Raw genomic sequence first — 16,842 nt, 5'->3', positions numbered from 1 at the left:
GGAATGGATGCGCGGGCCGCGCCAGTCGGTGGGGGCGGAGCCCAGGGCTTAGTACGGGCGCTGGATGCGCCGGCGCCACCAGGCCACGGCCGCGCCGATCAGCAGGATCCCGGCCGCGCCGGAGGCCGCCGACCCGGCGATCAGGACCTTGTTGTCGGTGCCGCCGCCGGAGCCCGCGGGCTGGAGCGCGTCACCGAGCTGGCTGCGGACGTCGGCGCCGCTGGTCGTGCCCTTGGCGAGCGCGCCGCGCGAACCCGGGGTCGGCTCGGCCACGTACGGGAAGTACTTCTCGAACTTCTTGTCGTTCTCGTTGACCGCGTCGCTCAGGTCGTTCTTGGCGCCGACCAGTTCACCCTCCATGACCTGGAGCGCCTCGTCGACCACGTCGTCGGTGAGCCGACGGCCGTTCGGGAAGCCCGCGTTGTCACCGTCGAGCACACCGAGCCGCTTGGGGTGCATGGCCGGCTTGATCGAGGTGTTGAGGCGCAGCTGTTCCGAAGGCTTCACGTACGGAGGCTGGTTGAGCCCCTTGACGCCCTTCAGGAACACGTCGACCAGGTCGTTGCGCGGCTCCTTCGGAGCCTTGATCTTGTAGATCGACTCGATGAGCTTCGGCAGCTCGGGGTTGGTCACGTTCTTCAGGAACTGCGCGTCGTACGCCGGCGAGGACGCGTTGAACTTGTCCTTGTCCTTCAGCGGGTTGACGACCTCGTTCACCAGCGGGTTGCCCAGGCGCGAGACCTGCGAGTAGTAGCCCTGCGCGTTCTTGCGCTGCGTGGTCGAATAGATGCCGACGATCGGCTGCTTGCTCGACTCACGGATCAGGTCGTTGGGCACCTGGAGGGCGATCGTGTTGACGTTGTAGCCCTTGAGCGTGTCCCGGCCGACCTCGCTGAGGTTCCCGCCGTACAGCAGGTCGAAGACGCGCAGGTCCAGGAAGAACGGGTCGTCCGCCTGTCCGGCGAAGGTCTGGGCACCGCCCGACGTCTTGTAGATGGCCTGCGAGCGCAGCTTCGCGTAGTCCGGCATCGACGCCTTGCCGACGTCCGACGGGGCCACCGGCACGCTGTCCGCGACCCGCGACTTGTAGACCTGCTTGCCGTACTTCAGCTTGATCAGGTCGATGTCGTACGTCTGCGTGACGTTGAGGTCGGGGTCGTTCAGGCTGTCGACGACACCGGTGTTGTAGAGGAAGGTGTTCTCGTTCTTCCGGTGCGTCTTGAAGGTGTAGCGGAAGATCAGGTCGTCCTTGGCGTCACCGTTGTTGTCGACATGGAGGTCGTACTGGGCGTCGTCCGCGAACGTGAAGAAGTTCGGTCCGCCGGCCGGGTCCTCCATGGGGATCCAGTTCGCCACGATCGTCGTCGTGTCGGGCTTGTCGGGGCTGACGAACGCGTACACGTCGGTGTTGTCGTACTGCGGGGTCCCCGAGATGAGCGGGGCCTCCCGGTGGCTGGAGGCGAAGGCCGCCCCGGGTGCCAGTGCGGCGGCGCCGGCGGCCGCCAGCCCGCCGGCGGCCAGCGCACTGCAGACGAGAGTGGCGAGGCCCTTGCGCCCCGCGCCGCTCCTGGAAAAGTGAGGTGTCATGCCGTCCGTCCTCAGTCCCAACTTGCTTGACGGACGGGTATACGGAGCGGAGGGCGGGTTCGGTTTGGTCTCGAAGAAAAAATCTTTTTCGAGTTCGTGACCCGCGTTTTCGGCCCTCGGATACGTAAGCCCTGCTGGAGGTGTGTCCGTTGGGCAGGGGCGGTGTGACGGGAGCTGGTGTGGCGGGATGGGGCCGGTGCGGCCGCGGAGAGGGGGACGGGGTGGAGGCGGACGAACTCCTGGTGCGCGTGGCCGGCGGTGACCAGAAGGCGTTCGAGCAGCTGTACGGCATGGTGTCCGGGCCGGTGTTCGGACTCGTGCGCCGCGTGCTGCGCGATCCCGCCCAGTCGGAGGAGGTGGCCCAGGAGGTGCTGCTCGAACTCTGGCGCTCGGCCGCCCGGTTCGACCCCGCCAGGGGCAGCGCCCTGTCCTGGGTCCTGACCCTCGCCCACCGCCGCGCCGTCGACCGGGTGCGCAGCGCCCGCGCGGCCGGCGAACGGGAGCAGCGCGAGGCACTGCGCACCTCCGGACCCGCCTTCGACCAGGTCGCCGAGGAGGTCGAGGCGGGGCTGGAGCGCGAATGGGTACGGCGCTGCCTCAACCGGCTCACCGCCCTGCAACGACAGTCCGTCACCCTCGCCTACTACGACGGCTACACCTACCGTGAGGTGGCAGAGCGGCTGTCGCTGCCACTGGGTACGGTCAAGACGCGGATGCGCGACGGACTCACCCGGCTGCGCCAGTGCCTGGGAGGTGCCGCATGAGCCTGCTCGACCGGCTGTTGCGCCGCGAGGACCTGCACTCGCTCGCCGCCCCCTATGCCCTGGACGCACTGGAACCCGCGGAGCGCGTCCGCTTCGAGAAGCACCTGAGGAACTGCGACCGCTGCACCGCCGAGGTGCGCGCACTGGCCGAGGACGCCGTGCGCCTGGCCTGGTCGACGGCCGCGCCGCCGCCGGCCGCGATGCGCGACCGGGTGCTGGCGGCGGTCCGGGCCACCCCGCAGGACCCGGCCCCGTCGCCGGTCCGCGAACGCGCGCCCCAGCTCCCGCCGCACGTCTGGGGTGCGCAGCCACCTCCGGCCCGCACCCGTGCGCCCCGCCGGCGCCCCCTCTTCGTCCCGTTCGCCACCGTCACGGCCGCCGCCGCGCTCGTCGTCGCCGGGCTCTTCGCGGTCCAGGCCAACCGGACGCAGGATCAACTCGACGCCGCGCGAGCTCAGTCACGTGAGATCGCCCACGTTCTGTCCGCCTCGGACGCCCGCGCGACCAGCGGCAGGGACACCCAGGGGCGAACGATCGGAGTGATCGCTTCCGCATCCGAGGGCCAAGCCGTCGTCACGCTCAGCGGATACAACGCCCCGCCCGGCGGACGGGTGCGCCAGCTCTGGCTCATGCGCCCCGGCGTGCAACCGCGCTCCCTCGGGCTCTTCGACGGCGACACGCCCTTGATCGCGACCGGTCTGGGCAAGTCCGCGACGTCACTCGCAGTGACCGTGGAACCCGACGGTGGGTCAGCACAGCCCACCACGCAGCCAATTGCCCAACTCGCGTTGAAATCGGTCGGATTCGGAGAGTAATCGTCAACCCCCTTGCTGGGTAGGTGAATCCTGCGACCGTGATACACGCATGCCTCGCCGGGGCGATAGGGTTAGCCTGCCCGGGCCGGGTGGACTCGTACGGGTGGGGAGTGACATGGAGCAGATAACAGTGCGCAGCAGGGCGCGGGTCCCTGCGATCACCTGCGGGAGCAGCGCGACCAGCTCGCGCCTGGACCGCCATCTGTCGGTATTGGGCGGTCCCGCCATACCGCAGCGGGAGACGGTCGAGGCCACCTCGCTGATGCGTGAGCTGACCGCACGTGAGCCCGCGCACGAGCGCAGCGGCAGGGGCGCCCGGGTCCGCCGGGTCTCGCTCTTCGCCCCCCTGCGCCGACTGCGCCGCTCGCTGTTCGGCGGCAACAAGCACTGAGCCCCGCCCGCGTTCAGACGACCACACCGTCCCGGCGCAACGCTGCGATCTCGTCGTCCGTCATCCCCACGGCACGCAGCAGCGCACCGGTGTGCTGTCCGAGCGCGGGCACGTCACCCATCCGAGCCTCGTCCCCGCCCGGCAAGGTGATCGGCGGCAGCAGCGCCCGCAACGGCCCGACCGGCGAACCCACCTCCCGCCACCGCTCCCGGGCCGCCAGCTGCGGATGCTCCGCGACCTCCCCCAGGTCCCTCAGCCGGGCACACGCGATGCCCGCCGCCTCCAGACGCGCCAGCGCCTCGTCCGCCGTCAGCGCGCCCAGCGCCTCGGCGACGAGCCCGTCGGTGCGCTCCCGGTTCGCCACCCGCGCCGGGTTCGTCGCGTACGCGGGATCCGTGCCCAACTCTGGGCGCCCGATGACCTGTTCGGCCAGCCGCCGCCACTCCCGGTCGTTCTGCACCGACAGCAGCACCCGCCCGCCGTCCGCCGTCGGATAGGCGTCGTACGGCGCGATGACGGCATGCGCCAGCCCGGTGCGGACCGGGGGAGTGCCCCCGTGCATGGTGTGGTGCAGCGGATGGCCCATCCACTCGGCGAGCGCGTCCAGCATCGACACCTCCACCGGCCCGCCGCGCCCGGTCGTCCCGCGCCGCACCAGCGCCGCCAGCACCCCCGAGAAGGCGTACATGGCCGCCGCGATGTCCGCCGCCGGGATCCCCGCCTTCACCGGCTGCTCCGGCGTCCCGGTCACCGACACCAGCCCCGCCTCGCACTGCACGAGCATGTCGTACGCCCGCTTGTCCGCGTAGGGGCCCGACGCCCCGTACCCCGAGATGTCCACCGCGATCAGCCGGGGGTGCGCCGCGCACAGCGTGGCCGCGTCGAGGCCGAGCCGGGCCGCCGCGCCCCGCGCGAGGTTCTGCACGAACACGTCCGCGTCCGCGACCAGTCGCCGCAGAAGATCCAGGCCGCGCGGGTCCTTCAGGTCCAGCGCGATGGACTCCTTGCCGCGGTTGCACCACACGAAGTGCGAGGCCAGCCCGCGCGCCGCGGAGTCGTAGCCGCGCGCGAAGTCGCCGCCGTCGGTCCGCTCCACCTTGATGACCCGGGCGCCCAGGTCGGCGAGCTGCCGGGTCGCGAAGGGTGCGGCCACGGCCTGTTCGACGGCGACGACTGTGATGCCCTCCAGGGGGAGGGGGAGTCGGTCCATGGGGAGTCGGTCCATGCGGTGGATCATCACCCCTGACCGGCGGTTCTGTCAGCCGTGCGCGTACCGGCGGACCGCGAGCGGTGCGAAGAGGGCGATCAGCACGGCGCACCACACCAGTGACCCCGCGACCGGATGTGCCACCGGCCAGGCCGCGCCCTCGGGCACGGGCGCGTTGCCGAACAGGTCCCGCAGTGCCGTGGTCACCGCGCTGATCGGGTTCCACTCGGCGAGCGTGCGCAGCCAGCCGGGCAGGTTGCCGGTCGGGATGTAGGCGTTGGACAGCAGCGGCAGCATGAAGGTGGCGCCGCCCAGCTGGCCGGCCGCCTCCTCGCTGCGGGTCAGCAGCCCGAGGAAGATGCCCACCCAGGTGCAGGCGAACCGGAACAGCAGCAGCAACGCGACCGCGCCCACCGCGGCCGGCGCCGAGCCCTCCACCCGCCACCCCATGGCCAGCCCGACCGCCAGGAACGGCACCGTGCCCGCGGCCGTGGTCACGAGGTCGGCCAGCGCCTGCCCCAGCGGGACGGCGGCCCGGCTCATCGGCAGTGTGCGGAAGCGGTCCATCACGCCCCGGTGGGTGTCCTGGGCGGCCTGGAACATGCCCGTCATGATCCCGCCGGCGGCGGTCGCCACCAGCAGTCCGGGGACGAGGAAGGAGCGGTACCGCGCGCCGGGCATCGCCAGCGCGCTGCCGAAGACGTAGCCGAAGAACAGCAGCATGCTGATCGGCATCGTCTGGCTGAGGATCAGCAGTCCGGGGTTGTTGCGGACCCGGCGCAGCTGGCGTCCCAGCATCGCGCCGCCGTCGTACGCCAGCGTGCTCATGCCGCGACCTCCTCGAGGCCGGTGCGGTCGGTGTGGTCGGTCAGACGCAGGAACACGTCGTCGAGGGTCGGGGGCTTGAGGCTCGCGTCGAGCAACGGCAGGCCGGCCGCGTCGAGTTCGCGGACCAGGCGGGGCAGGGTGAGCGTGGTGTCGGTGGTCACGGCGCCGACGCTGTGCCGCTCGTGGTCGGGCGCCGGCTGCCCGCCGGTGATCCGCTCCAGCACGGCGGCCGCCTTCTCCAGGCTGCCGGGGTCGGCGACGACGACCTCCGCGAACATCCCGATCGCCGCCTTCAGCTGGGCCGGTGACCCCTGGTGCGCGACCCGCCCCCGGTCCACCAGTGCGATGTCGTCGGCGAGTTGGTCGGCCTCCTCCAGGTACTGGGTGGTGAGCAGCACGGTCGTGCCGTCCGCCTTCAGCTCGCGCACGGCGTCCCAGATCCGGGTCCGGCTGGCGGGGTCGAGTCCGGTCGTCGGCTCGTCGAGGAACAGGACGTCCGGGCGGCGGACCAGGCTGGCCGCGAGGTCCAGGCGGCGCCGCATCCCGCCCGAGTAGGTGGACGCGGGCCGGTCGGCGGCCTCGGCCAGGCCGAAGCGGTCCAGCAGCTCCGCGGCCCGCTCGGCGGGGCCGCGCACCCGGTGCAGCCGGGCGAACAAGCGCAGGTTCTGCCTTCCGGTGAGGTCGCCGTCGACCGACGCGTACTGCCCCGTGACACCGATCCGCCGCCGTACGGCCGCCGCCTCCCGCACGAGGTCGTGCCCCGCCACCCGCGCCGAGCCCGCGTCGGGCCCGATCAGCGTGGTCAGCAGCCGTACGGCCGTCGTCTTCCCCGCCCCGTTCGGACCCAGCAGCCCGCAGACGGTGCCCTGCGCGACGGCCAGGTCCAGCCCGCGCAGGGCGTGCACAGCGCCGAAGCGCTTCTCCAGACCTTCACTAAGTACAGCGTACGTAGAAGTCATGGGCCGACCATAGCGCACTACGTACGGTGTACGTAACTACGATGGTGGAGCGAGGTGATGATCGATGGCAGGCCGAGTGGCCGTACCCGAAGTGATCTGGGCGCGCCCCGAGCGCGCCGGACGAGGTCCGCGGCCGGCGTACACCCGCGCCGACATCGCGGCCGCCGCCGTACGGATCGCCGACGCCCAGGGGCTGGACGCGGTGTCCATGCGGCACGTCGCGGCCGAACTGGGCTGCGGCACGATGTCGCTGTACAACTACGTCCCCCGCAAGGAGGACCTGCACGAGCTGATGGTGGACGCGGTCAGCGGCGAGCACGAACTGTGGGAGCCGGCCGGCGACTGGCGCGCCGACATGCTCCGCGTCGCCCACCAGACCCGCGGCCTGATGCACCGCCACCCCTGGATGCCGCGCCTGATGTCCCCCGTCTACGGCTTCAGCCCCAACGCCCTGCGCTACGTCGAGCACTGCCTGGCCTGCCTGGACCCGCTCCAGGCCGGCTACGGCACGAAGATCGAGCTCGTCGCGATGCTGAACGGCGTGGTGACCACGTACGTCCGCAACGAACTCGACACCGCCGAGCGCGCCCGCTCCCTGCCCTGGTCCGAGGACGAGGAGCACGCGGTCCGCATCGCCTACCTGGGCGGGCAGATCGCCTCCGGCGCGTATCCGCGGATGGCGGCGGCCTTCATGTCGGACCCGGGCCCGATCGACCTGGAGGCGGTGTTCCAGCGGGCTCTGGAACGGGTGCTGGACGCCTTCGACCCGGCCCGGGGCGGCCGCTGACCGGTCCGGGGCACGCTAGATCAGCGCGAACTGGCCCTCCGGGCCCTCCTCGTGGTGGTCCAGGACGGAGGCGGGGCGGCGGGACCACTCCGGGGCCGGGAGCACGCCCGCCTCGCGGAGGTCGGTGGCCGTGACCGGGGCCGCCGGCTCCAGCTCTTCCTGCCGCGGCTTCAGCTCCGCCAGCAGCGCGAGCACCGTGATCAGTTCCAGCAGCTCCGACGTCCAGGCCTGCGGCCAGGAGCCGGGGCGGACCGCCGCGAGGGTGCCGGGCTCGGCGGGGTCGGTGCGGGTCGCGAACCACTGCTCCACGACCCGGACCCCGGCCACCTCGAAGTCCCACGCCTGCGGCGGTACCGGCGAGATGCGGCCCTCGTCGACGTGCAGGGTCTCCTCGTCGCGGTCGTAGTGGAGGGTGAGCGGGCGGGTGGGCAGGGGCGCGCGGACGTAGGGGCGGCGCCCGCCGGGGAGTTTGGGGCGCTCGCCGTCGCGGCGCATCAGCCAGAGCATGCGGTGGCCCAGCCGCACGCCCCGGGCCCAGAGTTCGGCGTCGCCGGTGAGCGGGACGGTGAGGTCCGGGCGGGCCGTGGCCAGGATCCAGGCGAGCACGTCCAGCGGGGCGGGGGACAGGCCCAGACGGGCGGCCAGGAAGACCGTCAGGCCCGGCGCGAGATTCGGTTCCTCGCCCCCGGGGCGCCGGTACAGCGGGCGGATGCGGCCGGGCCGCAGGAGGGGCATCCGGGAGGTCGCCAGGAGGGGCGAGCCCAGAGCGGGGCTGTCACCGGCCGTCTCCACGGTGAAGACCTGGTGCTCGTCGGCCACCCGCCACAGCTCGGGGCGGGCCGTGTCCAGCAGGCGGTGGTCGGGGATCAGCCACTGCTCGTCGAAGGGGGCCGCGAGCACCCGCACCGGCTCCGGGCAAGGACCCGAGGCACGCACCAGCTTCTCCGTGCCGCTGGACTGGCCGGGCAACTGCCCCACCGCCGAGTGCGGCGTCCGCGAACGCGTCGGCTCGAACAGGGCCTCCCGCTCCGCCCCCTCGGCCTTCAGCAGAGCATCCCACCGGGCCTTCAGCGAGCCCGGATCAGGAGCCGTCGGCCAGGCGCGGCCCGGCCGCAGCGGTGCGACGGACCACGGCATGAGGTCCGCCAGCAGCGGAGCGTCGTCGTGCGTCACGCTGGGCATCGTACGGCAGCACCCACAAGAGGCGGGGGCCCGCGTTCGACACCGGGTTCCACCGCCCGGCCGCGCCCCGCCACGACGGCTCCGGACGCGGTTGACGGCTGGTCGCGGTTTCCGTGCGGGCGCGATCCGTGATGACGGCAGCGACGACCGTTCGTGGCGGTCTCCGTGCGGGCACGCCCCGTCAGGGCGGATCCGGAGGCGGCTGACGGCTCGTCGCTGTCTCCGTGCGGGTGACCGGGTAGGGACGGCGGCCCCGGAGGCGGTCTACGGCTCGCCGCGGCCTCCGTGCGGACGCGAGCCGTGATGACGGGCCGCAGACCGACGATCGTTCGTCGCGGTAACGCGCGGGCGCGTCCCGCCACGGCGAACCGGCAGGCGGCCGACGGCGCATAGCTGCCTCCGCGCGGACGCGCCCCGCCGCGGTGAGCCCGTGGCCGGCCGGCGGCCGGTCGTGGTCTCCGTCCGGGGGCGCCCCGTCACGGCGAACCCGGTCGACGGCCGACGGTTCGTCACGGCCCCGTCAGCGGAGCGTTCACGCGTCCAAGGTCACCGTGAAGGAGAAGCGGTCGCCCCGGTAGTGGATGACCGCCACGTCGAGGGCGCGTCCCTCGGTGTCGTAGGTGATGCCCGTGTAGTGCAGGATCGGGCTGAGCAGGGGGACTTGGAGCAGTCGTGCGGTGTCGGGGTCGGCCAGTCTGGCCTCCACGGTGTCCGTGATGCGGCTGATGTCGACCCCGACGACGTCCCGCAGCACCTTGGTCATCGGCCAGCGCACCAGGTCGTCCAGGTCGATGCGCTCGGCCAGTTCGGGACGGATGTGGTTGACGGCGTGGTTGGTCGGCTCGCCGGTCTTCTCGTCGCTGCGCAGCCGATGGTACGTCGCCACCTCGGCGAGGTCCGGGAAGTACTCGGCGAGTTCGGCCGGCACGCTCGCCGTGCCGTGGTCCAGCAGCTCGGTCGTCATGCCGGACTGCTGGGCCACGATCGCGTCCACCGAGCCCAGCAGCCTGACGGGAGCCCCCCGCAGGGCGTCCGGCTCGATGAACGTGCCGCGCCGGCGGTGCCGGCTGATCAGTCCCTCGTCCTCCAGCTCCTTCAGCGCCTGCCGCATGGTCAGCACGCTGACCCCGTAGTGCTCGGCCAGCCGTTCCTCGGTGGGCAGGCGCAGGGGGTCCCGGGGCGAGCGGCCGAGTATCGAGGCGCGCAGCGACTGCGACACCTGGTACCAGAGCGGCAGCTTGCGGTTCAGGACGATGGAGTCGGGGGCGAAGGAGGTCACGGGCTATCCGTACCTGTCGGGAACCGGTCAGTGCAACGGACGGAAGTGCCGCTCCAGGCCCCGCCACACGTCGTCGTACCCCTGCTGTAGATGGTCGGCGTGGGCCGCCTGCGGCGTGAGCGTCACCGGCCAGCGCGTCTCGAACATGAACGCCAGCCCGTCGTCGACCTTCTGCGGCTTGAGCTCGGCCGCGCTCGCCCGGTCGAAGGTCTCCCGGTCCGGGCCGTGCGCCGACATCATGTTGTGCAGTGAGCCCCCGCCCGGCACGAAGCCCCCTTCCCCGGCGGTCTTCGCGTCGTAGGCGCCCTCGATCAGGCCCATGTACTCGCTCATCACGTTCCGGTGGAAGTACGGCGGCCGGAAGGTGTCCTCGCCCACCAGCCAGCGTGGCGCGAAGACCACGAAGTCGACGCCGGCCAGGCCGGGGGTGTCCGAGGGCGACGTCAGCACCGTGAAGATCGACGGGTCGGGGTGGTCGTAGGAGATCGTGCCGATGACGTTGAAGCGGCGCAGGTCGTAGACGTACGGCACATGGTTGCCGTGCCAGGCCACCACATCGAGGGGTGAGTGGTCGTACGTCGCCGACCAGAGGTTGCCGCAGAACTTGTTCACCACCTCCACCGGGCCCTCGACGTCCTCGTACGCGGCGACCGGGGCCCGGAAGTCACGGGCGTTGGCCAGTCCGTTGGCGCCGATCGGGCCGAGGTCGGGGAGGCGGAAGGGAGCGCCGTAGTTCTCGCAGACGTAACCGCGGGCGGTCGGGTTCTGCCCGCCGTCCGATGCGGTGTCGAGCAGCTCGACCCGGAAGCGCACCCCGCGCGGCACCAGCGCCACATGCCCCGGCTCCACGCGCAGCAGCCCGAACTCCGTGCGCAGCAGCAGCCCGCCCCGCTCCGGCACGATCAGCAGTTCCCCGTCGGCGTCGCTGAAGACGCGGTCCATCGAGGAGTTGGCCCGATACAGGTGTACGGCCATGCCGGCGCGCTGGGCCGCGTCGCCGTTGCCGCCCAGGGTCCACAGGCCCGCCAGGAAGTCCGTCCCGGCCGGCGGCTCGGGCAGCGGGTTCCAGCGCAGCCGGTTCGGGTCCGGCACGGTCTCGGTGAAGGGGGCCGTACGGATCGCGCCGTTGTCGGTGCGGACGAAGGCGGGGTGGGCGGCCGAGGGACGGATCCGGTACAGCCAGGAGCGGCGGTTGTGCGCCCTGGGCTCGGTGAACGCCGAGCCGCTGAGCTGTTCCGCGTACAGGCCGAGCGGTGCTCGCTGCGGCGAGTTGCGGCCGTCGGGCAGGGCGCCGGGCACCGCCTCCGAAGCGTGCTCGTTGCCGAATCCGGACAGATGGGCCAGTGCCTCCGCGGTCTTCCGCGCGTCCCCGCTCATGATCGCTCCCTTGCGAACCTGATTCCTATGCAACACCGTAGGATTGCGTTTTCGCCGGCGCAAGAGGGGGCCGGCGTCCTGCGGGGGCCCATGCCCTACGTGGGTCCTGTGCGGGTCATCCCGGAGAGGTAGGGCCGGAACCAGACTTCAGAAGGATTCGCGTTCCGGCGCGCTGTTCTAGAGTCCCGGCATGTCGTGGAAGCGGGGGATGCTCGCCGCGCTCGTCGTCTGTGTACCGCTGCTGCTGGGACCGGCGGGTTGCGGCACGAGCGACGCGGACGAGGGGAAGGGCGGGGAGTCGTCATCACCGGTGGGCAGACTTCTCGACGGGACGGACCGGGAAGGACGGCACTACCGTGAGGTCGGCAAGGGCAAGGCACCCGAGGTCGGTATCGAGGTGACGCCCGACGTCGGCGGACGCTGGGACGTCCGGCTGACCGTCCGCAACTTCCGCTTCTCCGCGCCGGGCGCGAAGGCGGAGGCGGTCGCGGGGCGGGGGCTGGCCTACCTCTTCGTCGACGGCGGCCAGGTCACGAGGCTGCGCACCCCCGGATACCGGCTCGCCGCCCGTCTCGTCCCGCACGGCACACACCACGTCACCGCCCGCCTGTACGCCGACGACGGCACGGTGTGGGCGGTGCACGGCAAGCCGGTGGAGAGCACGGCCGACATCACGGCGTCAGGGGCGGAGTCGTCACGGGAGTCATCACCGGATTCGTCACCGGAGTCACCTCCGGACTCGTCGTCGCAGCCGTCGGCGCATTCGTCAGCGAAGCCGTCGCCGTGACCCGGGCGGGATGAGTGCATCGGCCATCCGTCTCCGTACCAGGGGGCGAGCTTCACCGGAGTCCGGCGGGAAGGCATCATGAAGCCCGTGCCCCACGATGCGACATCGCTGCGCCGCGCGCCCGTGCAGCGGCGCAGCGCCGAACGGCTGACCAGGATCCTCGACGCCTGCGCCGACCTCCTCGACGAGGTCGGCTACGACGCCCTGAGCACGCGGGCCGTGGCGCTGCGCGCCGGGGTGCCCATCGGCTCCGTCTACCGCTTCTTCGGCAACAAGCGGCAGATGGCCGACGCGCTCGCACAGCGCAACCTGGAGCGGTATTCGGAGCGTGTCACCGAGCGGCTGAAGGACGCGCGGCGGGGGGACTGGCGGGCGGCGATGGACGCCGTCCTGGACGAGTACCTGGCGATGAAGCGCACCGCGCCCGGCTTCTCCCTCGTCGACTTCGGCAACCAGATACCGGTCGGTGCCCGGCACGCCGAGCCCAACCACCGCGTCGCGGACCGCCTCACCGACCTGCTCTCCGGCTATCTCGGCCGCTCCCCCGACGAAGACCTCCGCCGCACCTTCCTGGTGGCCGTGGAAGCCTCCGACACCCTGGTCCAGCTCGCCTTCCGGGTGGACCCGGACGGCGACGAGGCGATCATCCGGGAGACACGGGAACTGCTGAGGGCGTATCTGGGGCGAGTGCTGGACTGAGGCGCTGTCCCGCCGCTCAACGCCGATGCCGCCGTGGACGCAGCGCGCTCAGCGTCGCGCACACCAGCGCTCCGAGCAGCATCCAGCCCCATGGCACCCAGCCCCACGGCACCCCGCCGGGCCGACGCGTGAGAGTGGCGTACGCGAAGGTGCCAAGGCTGCTGCCCGCCAGGAAGAACACGAAGTCACGCAGGGCGAACCGCCATCTGGGGCGGTCTGTGTCCGAGATCATGCGGGCATTGTCCATGCTCGCTCCTTCCCTTACCCCCTCCCCATCGTGCATACCGGTCGGTATGCTCGGTCGAGCCGAGGCGCCAGCGCCGCCGCCATCCCATCGGGAGGACCCGTGTCCCGCACCGCCCTGCGAATCTGCCCCCTGTGCGAGGCCACCTGCGGCCTGACGCTCACCATCGAGGGGACCCGCGTCACCGGTGCCCGGGGCGACCGCGACGACGTGTTCAGCAAGGGGTTCATCTGCCCCAAGGGCGCCTCCTTCGGCGCCGTCGACGGCGACCCGGACCGGCTGCGCACACCCCTGGTCCGCAAGGACGGCGAACTGTGCGAGGCGAGCTGGGAGGAGGCCTTCGACGTCGTCGCCGCGGGGATCCGGCCCGTCGTCGAGCGGTACGGGGCGGACGCGGTCGGCGTGGTCCTCGGGAACCCCAACGTGCACACCATGGCCGGCGGCCTCTACCCGCCCGTCCTGGCCGGCGCGCTGCGCACCCGCAGCCTGTTCACCGCCTCCACCGTCGACCAGATGCCCAAGCACGTCTCCAGCGGGCTGCTGTTCGGCGACGCCAACGCCATCCCCGTGCCCGACCTCGACCACACCGACCACCTGCTGCTCATCGGGGCCAACCCGCTGGAGTCCAACGGAAGTCTGTGCACCGCCCCCGACTTCCCCGGCAAGCTCAAGGCGCTCAAGGCCCGCGGCGGCACGCTCACCGTCATCGACCCGCGCCGCACCCGCACCGCCAAGCTCGCCGACCGGCACATCGCGATCCGCCCCGGCACCGACGCGCTGCTGCTCGCGGCGATGGCGCACGTCCTGTTCGAGGAGGCCCTCGTCGACCTGGGGGACCTGGCGCCCCACGTGACAGACGTCGGCGAACTCGCCGAAGCCCTGCGGGACTTCACCCCCGACGCCGTGGCCGGCGCCTGCGACGTACCGGCCGACGGGATCCGTACCCTCGCCCGCGAACTCGCCGCCGCCCCCACCGCCGCCGTCTACGGCCGCATCGGCAGCTGCACCGTCCCGCACGGCACCCTCGCCAGCTGGCTCGTGGACGTCCTCAACGTCCTCACCGGCAACCTGGACCGCCCCGGCGGTGCCCTCTTCCCGCAGGCGGCGACCGACAGGACGCCCCGCCCCGCCGGACCCGGCCGCGGGTTCGCCCTCGGCCGCTGGCACTCCCGGGTGAGCCGGCACCCCGAGGCGAAGGGCGAGTTGCCGCTCTCCGCGCTCGCCGAGGAGATCGACACCGCCACCGAGGAGGGCGAGCCGGTCCGCGCCCTGATAGCCGTCGCCGCCAACCCCGTGCTGTCCGCCCCGGACGGCGACCGGCTCGACAAGGCCCTGGACTCCCTGGACTTCATGGTCAGCGTCGACCCCTACCTGAACGAGACCTCGCGCCACGCCCACGTCGTGCTGCCCCCGCCGCCGCCCTCGCAGAGCCCGCATCACGACTTCGCCTTCAACACCCTCGCCGTACGCAACCAGGTCCGCTACACCCGCCCCGCCGTCCCCCTGGAGCCCGGCCGGATGGCCGAGACCGAGATCCTGGCCCGGCTGATCCTCGCCGCGACCGGGATGCACGGCGCCGACCCGGCGGCCGTCGACGCCATGGTCATCGACCAGACTCTCGGCAAGGCCGTCCAGGAACCCCACTCCCCGGTGCACGGCCGCGACCCGAAGGAACTCGCCGCACAGCTCACCGGCGACACCGGCCCCGAGCGGCGGCTGGACATGATGCTGCGCCTCGGCCCCTACGGCGACGGCTTCGGCGCACGACCGGACGGGCTGAGCCTGGCCAGGCTCCTCGACCACCCGCACGGCATCGACCTCGGCCCGCTGCGGCCCCGCCTGCCGCAGCCGCTGAAGACCGGCAGCGGCAAGGTCGAGCTGCTTCCGCGGCCCATCGCGGACGACCTGCCCCGCCTGCGCGAGGCCCTGCACGAGCGGGCCGACGGGCTCGTCCTGGTCGGCCGGCGCCATCTGCGGTCCAACAACAGCTGGATGCACAACGTGCCCGCCCTCACCGGCGGCACCAACCGCTGCACCCTGCACATCCACCCCGAGGACGCCGAACGCCTCGGCGTGCTGGACGGGGCGCCGGTCCGCGTCAAGGGCGCCGGGGGAGAGGTCACCGCCCCGGCCGAGGTCACCGACGGCGTGCGGCCCGGCGTGGTGAGCCTGCCGCACGGCTGGGGCCACGACCGCCCCGGCACCCGGATGAGCCACGCCGCCACCGACCCCGGCGTCAACGTCAACCAGCTCCTCGACGGCAGTCTGCTCGACCCGCTGTCGGGCAACGCGGTCCTGAACGGAGTGCCCGTCGAGGTCGCCGCAGTGACCGAAAAGCTCACCCCTGTGACCTGAGCAAAGCCGTGACCTGGCATTTTGCGCTTATTGCTCGCAGGTCAACGTCTTGTTAACGCCGTTTGAACGGACCTAACGTCAACGCACCGCCTGCCCGGTGGAATGTTCAAGGGCGAACGTTAGGTATCCACTCATGCTGACCATCCTCGGCTTCGCCATGATCGCGACCTTCCTGGTCCTGATCATGCTGAAGAAGATGTCGCCGATCGCGGCGCTCGTGCTGATTCCCGCGCTGTTCTGCGTGTTCGTCGGCAAGGGCGCCAAGCTCGGCGACTACGTCCTCGACGGCGTCACCAGCCTCGCGCCCACCGCGGCGATGCTGATGTTCGCGATCGTCTACTTCGGTGTGATGATCGACGTCGGCCTCTTCGACCCGATCGTCCGGGGGATCCTCAGGTTCTGCAAGGCCGACCCACTGCGGATCGTCATCGGCACCGCCGTCCTCGCAGCGGTCGTGTCGCTGGACGGCGACGGCTCGACGACCTTCATGATCACCGTCTCGGCGATGTACCCGCTGTACAAGCGCCTGAAGATGAGCCTGGTCGTGATGACCGGTGTGGCCGCCATGGCCAACGGCGTGATGAACACGCTGCCCTGGGGCGGCCCGACCGCCCGCGCCGCGACCGCGCTGAAGCTCGACGCCGGCGACATCTTCGTGCCGATGATCCCCGCCCTCGCCGCGGGCCTGCTCTTCGTCTTCGCCCTCGCCTACGTCCTCGGCCGCCGCGAGCGCAAGCGGCTCGGCGTGCTGACGCTGGACGAGGTGCTGGTGGAGGAGCCGGAGCCGGAGACCGTCCTGGTGGGCGGAGGTTCCGGCAAGAGCGACGGCAAGGGCGCCGGATCCGGGGGCGGCGACCGCGCAACTGCCGTGCGCACCGGTGGCGCGGGCTCCGGCACCGACGCGGACGCCCCCGAGGACGAGGAGGACGGTCTGCAGGGCCTCGACCCGCAGCGGCCGACCCTGCGGCCCAGGCTCTACTGGTTCAACGCGTTGTTCACCGTCGCCCTGCTCACCGCCATGATCATGGAGTGGCTGCCGATCCCGGTGCTGTTCCTGCTGGGCGCGGCCCTGGCGCTGACCGTCAACTTCCCGCACATGCCCGACCAGAAGGCCCGCCTCGGCGCGCACGCCGAGAACGTCCTCAACGTCTCCGGCATGGTCTTCGCCGCCGCCGTCTTCACCGGCGTCCTCCAGGGCACCGGCATGGTCGACCACATGGCCAAGTGGCTGGTGGACAACATCCCCGACGGCATGGGCCCGCACATGGCCTTCGTCACCGGCGTACTGAGCATCCCGCTCACGTACTTCATGTCGAACGACGGCTTCTACTTCGGCATCCTCCCGGTGCTCGCCGAGGCCGGCCACGCGCACGGCGTCTCCTCCCTGGAGATCGCCCGCGCCTCCCTCGTCGGCCAGCCGCTGCACATGTCCAGCCCGCTCGTCCCGGCCGTGTACGTGCTGGTCGGCATGGCGAAGGTGGAGTTCGGCGACCACACCCGGTTCGTGGTCAAGTGGGCGGCGCTCACCTCGCTGGTGGTACTCGGCGCGGGAATCCTGTTCGGCATCATCTGATCTCCCGG

General features: G+C 71.9%; 16 protein-coding genes. 8 read left to right on the top strand and 8 right to left on the bottom strand.

Translation table 11 applies throughout. The annotated features are described in order from the left end of the window. Nucleotides 1-48: 48 nt before the first annotated feature. Nucleotides 49-1,587 carry a DUF4331 domain-containing protein gene (locus tag ACFY01_RS19985; protein WP_390737030.1) on the bottom strand — a complete coding sequence of 513 codons (1,539 nt, stop codon included), beginning with the start codon at nt 1,585-1,587 and terminating at the stop codon, nt 49-51. Between the two features lie 221 nt (nt 1,588-1,808). Here ACFY01_RS19985 and ACFY01_RS19980 point away from each other — a divergent pair, with 221 nt between their 5' ends. The 3 genes from ACFY01_RS19980 (at nt 1,809) to ACFY01_RS19970 (ending at nt 3,557) form a co-directional block, all read left to right on the top strand. Further along, nucleotides 1,809-2,351: a sigma-70 family RNA polymerase sigma factor gene (locus ACFY01_RS19980; protein ID WP_390737029.1), complete on the top strand. Its 543-nt coding sequence runs from the start codon at nt 1,809-1,811 to the stop codon at nt 2,349-2,351. After that, nucleotides 2,348-3,166, top strand: a complete 819-nt coding sequence (locus tag ACFY01_RS19975) for an anti-sigma factor domain-containing protein (protein WP_390737028.1) — start codon at nt 2,348-2,350, stop codon at nt 3,164-3,166. Before ACFY01_RS19980 ends, ACFY01_RS19975 begins: the two co-directional genes overlap by 4 nt. A gap of 115 nt (nt 3,167-3,281) precedes the next feature. Then, a complete protein-coding gene (locus tag ACFY01_RS19970; RefSeq protein ID WP_132853822.1) occupies nt 3,282-3,557 on the top strand; it encodes a hypothetical protein in 276 nt (91 codons plus the stop codon). Nucleotides 3,558-3,570: 13 nt separating this feature from the next. Here the strand turns inward: ACFY01_RS19970 and ACFY01_RS19965 are convergent, their stop codons facing one another. Genes ACFY01_RS19965 through ACFY01_RS19955 form a run of 3 tightly spaced genes read right to left on the bottom strand, consistent with a single transcriptional unit; the run spans nt 3,571 to nt 6,551 of the window. Beyond that, the gene (locus tag ACFY01_RS19965; protein WP_390737109.1) at nt 3,571-4,767 is read right to left on the bottom strand and encodes a CaiB/BaiF CoA transferase family protein; all 1,197 of its coding nucleotides are present in this window, start codon (nt 4,765-4,767) and stop codon (nt 3,571-3,573) included. Nucleotides 4,768-4,815: 48 nt separating this feature from the next. Continuing rightward, nucleotides 4,816-5,592 carry an ABC transporter permease gene (locus tag ACFY01_RS19960; RefSeq protein ID WP_390737027.1) on the bottom strand — a complete coding sequence of 259 codons (777 nt, stop codon included), beginning with the start codon at nt 5,590-5,592 and terminating at the stop codon, nt 4,816-4,818. After that, the gene (locus ACFY01_RS19955) at nt 5,589-6,551 is read right to left on the bottom strand and encodes an ATP-binding cassette domain-containing protein (RefSeq protein WP_390737026.1); all 963 of its coding nucleotides are present in this window, start codon (nt 6,549-6,551) and stop codon (nt 5,589-5,591) included. The genes ACFY01_RS19960 and ACFY01_RS19955 overlap by 4 nt, the downstream gene beginning before the upstream one ends. 64 nt (nt 6,552-6,615) lie before the next feature. Between ACFY01_RS19955 and ACFY01_RS19950 the strand changes: the two genes are divergently transcribed. Then, on the top strand, nt 6,616-7,338 hold the full coding sequence (locus ACFY01_RS19950) for a TetR/AcrR family transcriptional regulator C-terminal domain-containing protein (RefSeq protein WP_390737025.1): 723 nt from the start codon (nt 6,616-6,618) through the stop codon (nt 7,336-7,338). A gap of 15 nt (nt 7,339-7,353) precedes the next feature. Here the strand turns inward: ACFY01_RS19950 and ACFY01_RS19945 are convergent, their stop codons facing one another. The 3 genes from ACFY01_RS19945 to hmgA form a co-directional block, all read right to left on the bottom strand. Beyond that, nucleotides 7,354-8,520 (bottom strand): type ISP restriction/modification enzyme, encoded by a 1,167-nt coding sequence (locus ACFY01_RS19945; RefSeq protein ID WP_390737024.1) that lies wholly within the window; start codon nt 8,518-8,520, stop codon nt 7,354-7,356. A gap of 532 nt (nt 8,521-9,052) precedes the next feature. Next, nucleotides 9,053-9,799 carry a GntR family transcriptional regulator gene (locus ACFY01_RS19940; protein WP_390737023.1) on the bottom strand — a complete coding sequence of 249 codons (747 nt, stop codon included), beginning with the start codon at nt 9,797-9,799 and terminating at the stop codon, nt 9,053-9,055. Nucleotides 9,800-9,826: 27 nt separating this feature from the next. Further along, nucleotides 9,827-11,176 carry a homogentisate 1,2-dioxygenase gene (gene hmgA / locus ACFY01_RS19935; RefSeq protein ID WP_390737022.1) on the bottom strand — a complete coding sequence of 450 codons (1,350 nt, stop codon included), beginning with the start codon at nt 11,174-11,176 and terminating at the stop codon, nt 9,827-9,829. A 190-nt stretch (nt 11,177-11,366) separates the two neighbouring features. On the opposite strand from hmgA, the gene ACFY01_RS19930 reads away from it, so the two are divergent. After that, the gene (locus ACFY01_RS19930) at nt 11,367-11,963 is read left to right on the top strand and encodes a hypothetical protein (protein WP_390737021.1); all 597 of its coding nucleotides are present in this window, start codon (nt 11,367-11,369) and stop codon (nt 11,961-11,963) included. A gap of 78 nt (nt 11,964-12,041) precedes the next feature. Further along, complete coding sequence (locus ACFY01_RS19925) at nt 12,042-12,662, top strand: TetR family transcriptional regulator (RefSeq protein WP_390737020.1); 621 nt, start codon at nt 12,042-12,044, stop codon at nt 12,660-12,662. Between the two features lie 16 nt (nt 12,663-12,678). On the opposite strand, the gene ACFY01_RS19920 is transcribed toward ACFY01_RS19925, so the two are convergent. Further along, nucleotides 12,679-12,894 carry a hypothetical protein gene (locus ACFY01_RS19920; protein WP_390737019.1) on the bottom strand — a complete coding sequence of 72 codons (216 nt, stop codon included), beginning with the start codon at nt 12,892-12,894 and terminating at the stop codon, nt 12,679-12,681. A gap of 114 nt (nt 12,895-13,008) precedes the next feature. Here ACFY01_RS19920 and ACFY01_RS19915 point away from each other — a divergent pair, with 114 nt between their 5' ends. Both ACFY01_RS19915 and ACFY01_RS19910 read left to right on the top strand, forming a co-directional pair. Next, complete coding sequence (locus tag ACFY01_RS19915) at nt 13,009-15,261, top strand: molybdopterin oxidoreductase family protein (RefSeq protein ID WP_390737018.1); 2,253 nt, start codon at nt 13,009-13,011, stop codon at nt 15,259-15,261. A 133-nt stretch (nt 15,262-15,394) separates the two neighbouring features. Continuing rightward, entirely contained in the window at nt 15,395-16,834 is a 1,440-nt protein-coding gene (locus tag ACFY01_RS19910) for a CitMHS family transporter (protein WP_390737017.1), read from the top strand. Nucleotides 16,835-16,842 lie beyond the last annotated feature (8 nt).

Source organism: Streptomyces sp. NPDC001480, from assembly GCF_042894725.1.
Taxonomy (GTDB): domain Bacteria; phylum Actinomycetota; class Actinomycetes; order Streptomycetales; family Streptomycetaceae; genus Streptomyces.
This window is presented reverse-complemented; position numbering and strand designations above follow the sequence as displayed.

Coding starts and splice junctions, on each gene's coding strand:
- ACFY01_RS19985 (WP_390737030.1), bottom strand. CDS start 1,587: ATGACACCTCACTTTTCCAGGAGCGGCGCGGGGCGCAAGGGCCTCGCC.
- ACFY01_RS19975 (WP_390737028.1), top strand. CDS start 2,348: ATGAGCCTGCTCGACCGGCTGTTGCGCCGCGAGGACCTGCACTCGCTC.
- ACFY01_RS19970 (WP_132853822.1), top strand. CDS start 3,282: ATGGAGCAGATAACAGTGCGCAGCAGGGCGCGGGTCCCTGCGATCACC.
- ACFY01_RS19965 (WP_390737109.1), bottom strand. CDS start 4,767: ATGGACCGACTCCCCCTCCCCCTGGAGGGCATCACAGTCGTCGCCGTC.
- ACFY01_RS19960 (WP_390737027.1), bottom strand. CDS start 5,592: ATGAGCACGCTGGCGTACGACGGCGGCGCGATGCTGGGACGCCAGCTG.
- ACFY01_RS19955 (WP_390737026.1), bottom strand. CDS start 6,551: ATGACTTCTACGTACGCTGTACTTAGTGAAGGTCTGGAGAAGCGCTTC.
- ACFY01_RS19950 (WP_390737025.1), top strand. CDS start 6,616: ATGGCAGGCCGAGTGGCCGTACCCGAAGTGATCTGGGCGCGCCCCGAG.
- ACFY01_RS19945 (WP_390737024.1), bottom strand. CDS start 8,520: ATGCCCAGCGTGACGCACGACGACGCTCCGCTGCTGGCGGACCTCATG.
- hmgA (WP_390737022.1), bottom strand. CDS start 11,176: ATGAGCGGGGACGCGCGGAAGACCGCGGAGGCACTGGCCCATCTGTCC.
- ACFY01_RS19930 (WP_390737021.1), top strand. CDS start 11,367: ATGTCGTGGAAGCGGGGGATGCTCGCCGCGCTCGTCGTCTGTGTACCG.
- ACFY01_RS19925 (WP_390737020.1), top strand. CDS start 12,042: ATGAAGCCCGTGCCCCACGATGCGACATCGCTGCGCCGCGCGCCCGTG.
- ACFY01_RS19920 (WP_390737019.1), bottom strand. CDS start 12,894: ATGATCTCGGACACAGACCGCCCCAGATGGCGGTTCGCCCTGCGTGAC.
- ACFY01_RS19910 (WP_390737017.1), top strand. CDS start 15,395: ATGCTGACCATCCTCGGCTTCGCCATGATCGCGACCTTCCTGGTCCTG.